Raw genomic sequence first — 6,830 nt, 5'->3', positions numbered from 1 at the left:
GCCTTGCGCCAACGCCACGTGGCCCTCTCGGCGCGCGCAACGCTCGCCGGCGCCGGGCGCCAAAGCAACCCAGCGCCGCCCGCGGTCTCAACACGCAGCGCATCCTTGCCGCGCGCGGTGAACGTCGCCGGACTGCGGCCAGGAAAGCTCACGGCCTTCCAGCCGGCGGCCGCAAGGCTCGGCCCGAAGGGAAAGGCGATACCGCCTGCCATTTCGGGTCCACGCGCCAGCAGCGAGCCCGGCAGGCCGACGAAGATCGCGAACGCCATGGGGACAAGGGCAACGGTGGGGATAAGGGTGGCAATAAGTGTGAGACCCAACGGCGTTGCGGTTTTGCGCCGGCGCCATGGGAGAAAGCGAAACGACATTCATCCTCCGTGGGCGGACAGGCGCGAACGCCTCCTTGGCACTGCGCACTACATTGCCGGTTTCAAAGCCGACGATTCCCGCCATAGTGTGCCAGGGCGCACACAAGCGCCCTGATTTGCGAAGACCATAAGCGATGAAGCCCTTCACCCGCGATGAACATGCCGTGATTGCCGAGGCCATTACGTGCGCCGAGAAGACCACCAGCGGCGAGATCGTCGTGGTCGTGGCCAAGTGCTCGTCGGGCTATCACTTTTTCGCGCTGATGTGTGTGGCGATGGCCGCGCTGGCGGTTCCGCTGCCGTTCATCCACTTCACCAAATGGCCGATCGAATATGTGTATCTGCTGCAGCTTGGCGTGTTTGCGGCCGGTGTGATCGTGGCCCAGTCAGAGCGGTTCCGAGTGGCGATCGCACCAAGGCGGCTTAAGCAAGCCCGCGCCCATTTGCGGGCCCTCCAACAGTTCCTTGCCCAGAACCTTCATACGACAAAGGGGCGCACCGGCGTTCTTCTCTATGTCTCGGACGCGGAGCACTATGCCGAGGTGATTGCCGACAACGCGATCTATGAAAAGGTGCCTCAGCAAGTGTGGGACGACCTGATCGCGGATCTCACGGACCGGATCGGCAGTGGGAACCGCGTGCAGGGCTTCGTCGCTGCCGTCGAGCGCTGCGGCGAAATCCTGGCCGAGCACTTCCCGCCCGAACCGCTCGGAGAGGACGAACTGCCAAACCACCTGATCGTGCTCGATGCCCAACCATACGTCTAGCGCCGCCCGGCCGCCCGGGAAGCGCGGCATCGTCGGTTGGGCGCTATTCGATTGGGCCACCCAGCCCTATTACACGCTGGTCGTCACGTTTCTGTTCGCGCCCTATTTTGTGAACGGTTTTATGGACGATCCGGCTGACGCGCAGTCGCTGTGGGCCTTTGCCACGAGCGCCGCACAACTCCTTGCCGCTGTGCTCGCACCTGTTCTCGGTGCGATCGCCGACGCCGGTCTTCCCCGCAAGCCATGGATTGCCGCGTTCTCGGCGATGCTGCTCCTTGGGCTCGGCGGTCTTTGGTTTGCCGCCCCGGGTTCGGCCACGTCCGTCCCGTTGGTGTTGCTGTCCTTCGGGATCGCAACGCTCGGCGTTGAGCTCGCTACCCAATTCAACAATGCCATGATGCCCGGCCTCGTCTCCGAGCGGCGGCTCGGGAGGCTCTCAGGCTTTGCCTGGGCCGTCGGCTATGCCGGGGGGCTGGTCAGCCTGGCTCTGGTCGCCGGGCTTCTGGTGACGAGCCCGGACACCGGCAAGACCTTGTTCGGCTTGAGCCCGATCGTTGCGCTCGATACGGCCACGCGCGAGGGCGACCGCTTGGTCGGCCCGTTCTGCGCGCTTTGGTATCTAGTCTTCGTCCTGCCGATGTTTCTGTTCACGCCGGACCGGCACGGGGCACCGGCCGCAGCGAGCCCTGTGCGGGAGGGGCTCGGCCGGCTCGTGAGTTCGCTGAAGGACCTGCTGCGCCAACACCGCAACCTCGCGCTCTTTTTGTTGGCGCGCATGATCTACGCCGATGGGTGCGCCGCGGTGTTCTCATTCGGCGGCATCTACGCGGCCAGCGTGTTTGGCTGGGGCGTGACCGAGCTCGGTCTGTTCGGGATCATTCTTACCGTCGCCGCCTTTACCGGAGCGTGCATCGGCGGTGCGGTCGACGACCGGGTCGGCTCCAAAACGGTGATCTTCGTCGGGCTCCTCATCTTCATCGTGGGTTCGATTGGCGTGTTGTCGGTTGACCCGGACGAGATCTTGTTTGTCGTGCCTGTCGAGGCAAAAGCGGTCGGCGGTGGGCTCTTCGCGTCTGCGGGCGAGCAGGTTTTGCTCGGCTTCGCCCTTTTACTGGGCATCGCTCTTGGGCCGATCCAGGCCTCGAGCCGCACATTGCTTGCCCGCATCTGTCCGCCGGACAAGACGACCGAGTTCTACGGCTTCTTCGCCTTTTCCGGGAAGGTCACCGCCTTCTCTGCCCCTCTGGCGATCGGCATCGTCACGGCGCTAACCGACAGCCAACGTCTTGGGATTTCAGTCAGTCTCGTATTCTTGATTGCCGGGCTCATGCTCTTGCTGCCGGTCCGCGTCGCTCGCTGAGGCCCAGTGGCGCCTCTTGCGGCGCGAGCCGCGTATCGGCGGAAATTGCCATAACTGCGACCAATACAGCGTCACACCTGACATGTATCTATCCGCACCATCGACGCTCACGCGCGGACCATGTTCCCGCGCCGTCGCAATTCGCGCGTATTCGCGCTACGCTCCGCACTGGGATACTTTGGATATTTTTGCGCAATATCGATAGACCGGGGGACGATCATGAAACATTTGGGTTTGGGAGCGGCAATGCTGGCGGCGAGCGTGCTTGCTGCTTGCGAGAAGCCGAAGGACGAAGTCACCGAAAAGGACGTCGCGCCGCCCGCTTTGGAGGAGGTGACCACGGAGGAGACCATAGTGGTGTCGCCGACTGTCTCGGAAGACGCGCCGAAGCTGCCCCACAAGGGCGAGCCGCCTTCTCCGAACCAACCGCAGCCCGTGGTACCTGAGGAACCCGCCGCGGAACCCGAAGGGCCTGCAGCCGAAGCGGACGAACCAGCGGCGGCCGCCGAGGAAGAAGCGGTCATAGAGGGCGTGACGGTCACCTCACCGATGGTGTCCGAGGACGCACCGAAGCTGCCCCACAAGGGCGAGCCGCCGTCGCCGAACCAGCCGCAGCCGGTCTATCCGGACGGCGCCGATGCCGGCGAGCCGGCTGCTTTGATTGTCGAGGAAGCAGAGGCCGTGATGACGACGCCAGAAGGCAAGACGGTCGTCATCTCGGAGGACCATGTGACAATCGTGGTGCCGCCGATGGTCTCGGAGGATGCACCGAGGGCACCGCATAAGGGCGAGGCCCCCTCGGCGAACCAGCCGCAGCCGGTTTATCCGGACGGGCTCTAGGCGCGGCCTCAACAGACCTGACGAAAAGGCCTTCCATTGGGAAGGCCTTTTTGGATTGCGCGTCGGCTAATGCCGGAAATGGCGCATGCCTGTGAAGATCATGGCCAAGCCCGCCGCGTCGGCGGCGGCGATGACCTCGTCGTCGCGCATCGACCCGCCCGGCTGGATCACGGCGGTCGCGCCCGCCTCCGCCACCACCTGCAGACCGTCGGCAAAGGGGAAGAAGGCGTCCGATGCCGCCACGGACCCGATCGTGAGCGGCTGGGACAGCCCCAGGGTCTCGGCTGCGTCCTGGGCCTTGCGGGCCGCGATGCGGGCCGAATCCACGCGGCTCATCTGGCCAGCGCCAATACCCACCGTCGCGCCGTCCTTCGCATAGACGATCGTGTTCGACTTCACGTGCTTCGCGACAGTGAAAGCGAAGATCATATCCGACAGCTCCTGCTCCGAGGGCTTGCGTTTGGTCACCACTTTGAGGGCTTCGTGATCGACCAGGCGGTTGTCGCGCGATTGCACGAGGAAGCCACCGGCGAGCGCCCGGTATGTGAGGCCTTCAGCGTGCGGGTCGGGCAGGGCGCCCGTGAGCAGCAGCCGTAAATTCTTCTTGGATGCGATGATCTCTTTCGCCGCATCCGTCGCGTTTGGCGCGATAATCACTTCGGTGAAAATCTTGATGATGTCTTCGGCCGCCTCGGTATCGAGTGTCGCATTGAGCGCGACGATGCCGCCGAAGGCGCTGACGCCGTCACAGGCCACGGCCTTCGTGTAGGCTTCGGCCAGCGTGGCCGCGACGGCGACGCCGCACGGGTTCGCGTGTTTGATAATCGCGACGGCGGCGGAGCTGTTTGGATCAAACTCGGCCACCAGCTCGAAGGCGGCGTCCGTGTCGTTGAGATTGTTGTAGGAGAGTTCCTTTCCCTGCACCTGCGTGGCGGTGGCAACGCCAGCGCGCCGTTCGGCGGTCTTGTAGAACGCCGCCCATTGATGGGGGTTCTCCCCATAGCGCAGCTTCACCGCGCGCGTGCCGCCGATCACGCGCTTGTGCGGCGCGGTCACGTCGAGCTCATCCGCGAACCAGGTCGCGATCGCGCCGTCATAGGCGCCCGTATGGGCAAAGGCCTTGGCGGCCAGATGCCGGCGCGTGCCGCCCGTGGTGCAGCCCTCATGGATCGCGATCTCTTCGAGTACCTGCTCGTAGTCTTCCGGGTCGACGACGACGGCGACACCCGCGTGGTTCTTTGCGGCCGCGCGAATCAGGGCCGGGCCGCCAATGTCTATATTCTCGATGGCCGTTTCGAAGTCCGCGCCGTCGGCAACCGTTGCTTCGAACGGATAGAGATTGACGACCAGCAAATCGATGGGCGGGATGCTGTGAGCGTCCATAGCCGCCACATGCTTGGCGTTGTCGCGCATCGCCAGGAGACCGCCGTGGATTTTCGGGTGCAGAGTCTTCACGCGGCCATCCATCATTTCCGGACTGCCGGTAATCTCGGCGACGTCGACGACGGTGAGCCCCGCCTCGCGTAAGGCCTTGGCGGTGCCGCCCGTGGAGACGAGTGTGATTTCGTACTTGGCGAGCGCTTGCGCGAACGGGACAAGCCCGGTCTTGTCGCTGACTGAAATCAGCGCTCTCGTGATCTTTCTTGTTGGCATGGCTTAGCTGTTGTTTGAGCGAATATCCGGCGTGTCGTTGGGATCCACCAAGGGATTTGGCGCGGCCTCTTCGCTGGTCTTTTCGAGGTTCCACACAATGCGCACCTCGCGCGCCTCGCCCATCATGCCGCTGAGCACGATCTGAGAGGTGATCTGAGGCCCGCGCGGATCGGCGAGCAGAACGCTTTCCTCGATGGTCATCTCCTCGGCATTGGCGTTGAGCCGCCAGGTCTCCCCGTTGCGCAGGACCATAACCGCCGACATCCCGTCGCCCATGGTCTGGGCCTTGACCGACGGATGGAGATGAAATCGCACAGCGTAGGACCCGGCGATTAGGCCTTCGGGGCTCCTCAACCCGCGGGTCGAGAGCTTGTCCTCGCTGGAGATGAGATTGCCGTCGGGGGCGATGAGGATCTGCCGCGCATGGCTGACCCCGTAGCGTTCCACGTAGCCGTCATGGGACCCCTTGATGCGCAAGTTGCCGCCCTCGCCCTGGTCGGAAAAAGCGCCTTGCGGGTTGAGCGGTCCGATCAGCGTAGCGTCCGCCTCGGGCTCGCCGTCCTCGGTCGTCACCTCGAACTCGGCCAGTGAGTCTTCCTCGAGGCTGAGTGTGGAATGTGCCGGGGTCGTACGTGAAAAGAGCCGCCACTCTTCGAACTCAGGCGTCGGCGCGCCGCAGTTGAGGATGATGGGCGCGTCGCCCGAGCTCATCTCGAAGGACAGAAAGCCCGCATGCGCCTCTCGTGTTAGGGAAGTCACGGGCGGCGGCCCCAGGTCGCAAAGGATGAGTGTCGAGCCGGCCTCGACCCGCACATACCCCGAGTTGGCCGCCGAGCGGACCGGGGTGCCCTCGATATCGTCATAGGCCCGTACCGTGGCCAGCGCATCGGTTGGCGTCGGGCCGGCGCCATTGAACCGAGCCATCGATCCATCGCCCAGCCGGAAGAAGCGCAGCATCGGCATGATGCGGTCGACGGCATCGGTGAGTTCCTTGGGCGGCGTGCGGTCCCGCGCCACGAAGCACTGGCGCAACGGGAGCAGATCCAGCAGCAGCTCGATGAGCGCCTCCGGATTGCGGGAGATATGGCCGCCGTCGGGCAGGATCTGCCGGTCGAGTTCGCGGCAAAACGGCTTGGTGTAACGATCAACGACCGGGTTCTGGTCGGCGATACACAGGCCGCCGTAGAGCAGGGCCATGAGCGACAGCAGCCGGGGCACACCGTCCGGGGCGTCCCGGTAGCCCGCGGAGAGATAGCGCAGCTGGGCCGTGAGCTCCTTCAGAAACGATTCGTAGGCTTCCGGCTCGTCCGCAGCCAGCACGAGGACCGAGTTCGAGAGCCACGAGATTACGCGCCGGGCGACGATCTCGGGTTGCCACGCGAGCGGAGGAAGTTGCCGCCGCAGACGGATGAAATCGTGCACAAGGGTTTTCGCTTGCTCACGCGACAGCTCGGAGTCGGCGGCGCGCAGATGGCGGAGCCAACCGAAGCCGTAAAGTTCGCGCGCCCATTTGACGGAGGGCGGCTCGATCTCGAAAGGAGACCGCGCGCCGATATCCGCCAGCTTGCCGGCCAAGCCGAAATGCCCGTTGTAAATCTCGGTCGCGAAGCTCGGATCGGCGGTGCGCAGCTCTTGCGGCGCGAGGAGAAGCTGCTCGGCCTGGGAGCCCGGATAGCTGACAGCAGCCAGACCGGACAGCATCAACCGCCTCAGCTGGCTGGGCCCGCCAAGCTTCACCTCTTCAGCGCCGGACTCGCGCTCGAAGGCTTGATCGCCCGTCATAAGGATCGTTCTCCACGCGAGCGGCGACACGACAAATCGGTACCGCGCTCTCCCCCGCTG

General features: G+C 64.6%; 6 protein-coding genes. 3 read left to right on the top strand and 3 right to left on the bottom strand.

Annotated elements, in window-relative coordinates; genetic code table 11:
- Window positions 1-368, bottom strand: a 368-nt coding sequence (locus WBQ77_RS04390; protein WP_424059072.1) for a hypothetical protein, incomplete at its 3' end; no start/stop codon positions are given.
- Window positions 369-502: 134 nt separating this feature from the next.
- On the opposite strand from WBQ77_RS04390, the gene WBQ77_RS04385 reads away from it, so the two are divergent.
- From WBQ77_RS04385 to WBQ77_RS04375, 3 genes are all read left to right on the top strand, one after another.
- Window positions 503-1,135, top strand: a complete 633-nt coding sequence (locus WBQ77_RS04385; RefSeq protein ID WP_424045370.1) for a TPM domain-containing protein — start codon at window positions 503-505, stop codon at window positions 1,133-1,135.
- Complete coding sequence (locus tag WBQ77_RS04380; protein ID WP_424059070.1) at window positions 1,116-2,495, top strand: MFS transporter; 1,380 nt, start codon at window positions 1,116-1,118, stop codon at window positions 2,493-2,495. Before WBQ77_RS04385 ends, WBQ77_RS04380 begins: the two co-directional genes overlap by 20 nt.
- Before the next feature lie 219 nt (window positions 2,496-2,714).
- Window positions 2,715-3,335, top strand: a complete 621-nt coding sequence (locus tag WBQ77_RS04375) for a hypothetical protein (RefSeq protein WP_424059068.1) — start codon at window positions 2,715-2,717, stop codon at window positions 3,333-3,335.
- A 66-nt stretch (window positions 3,336-3,401) separates the two neighbouring features.
- Here WBQ77_RS04375 and purH read toward each other — a convergent pair whose 3' ends face one another.
- Entirely contained in the window at window positions 3,402-4,988 is a 1,587-nt protein-coding gene (gene purH, locus WBQ77_RS04370; protein WP_424059067.1) for a bifunctional phosphoribosylaminoimidazolecarboxamide formyltransferase/IMP cyclohydrolase, read from the bottom strand.
- 3 nt (window positions 4,989-4,991) lie between these two features.
- The gene (locus WBQ77_RS04365) at window positions 4,992-6,770 is read right to left on the bottom strand and encodes a heparinase II/III family protein (protein WP_424042513.1); all 1,779 of its coding nucleotides are present in this window, start codon (window positions 6,768-6,770) and stop codon (window positions 4,992-4,994) included.
- Window positions 6,771-6,830 lie beyond the last annotated feature (60 nt).

The organism is Methyloceanibacter sp. (assembly GCF_049590335.1).
Taxonomy (GTDB): domain Bacteria; phylum Pseudomonadota; class Alphaproteobacteria; order Rhizobiales; family Methyloligellaceae; genus Methyloceanibacter.
This window is presented reverse-complemented; position numbering and strand designations above follow the sequence as displayed.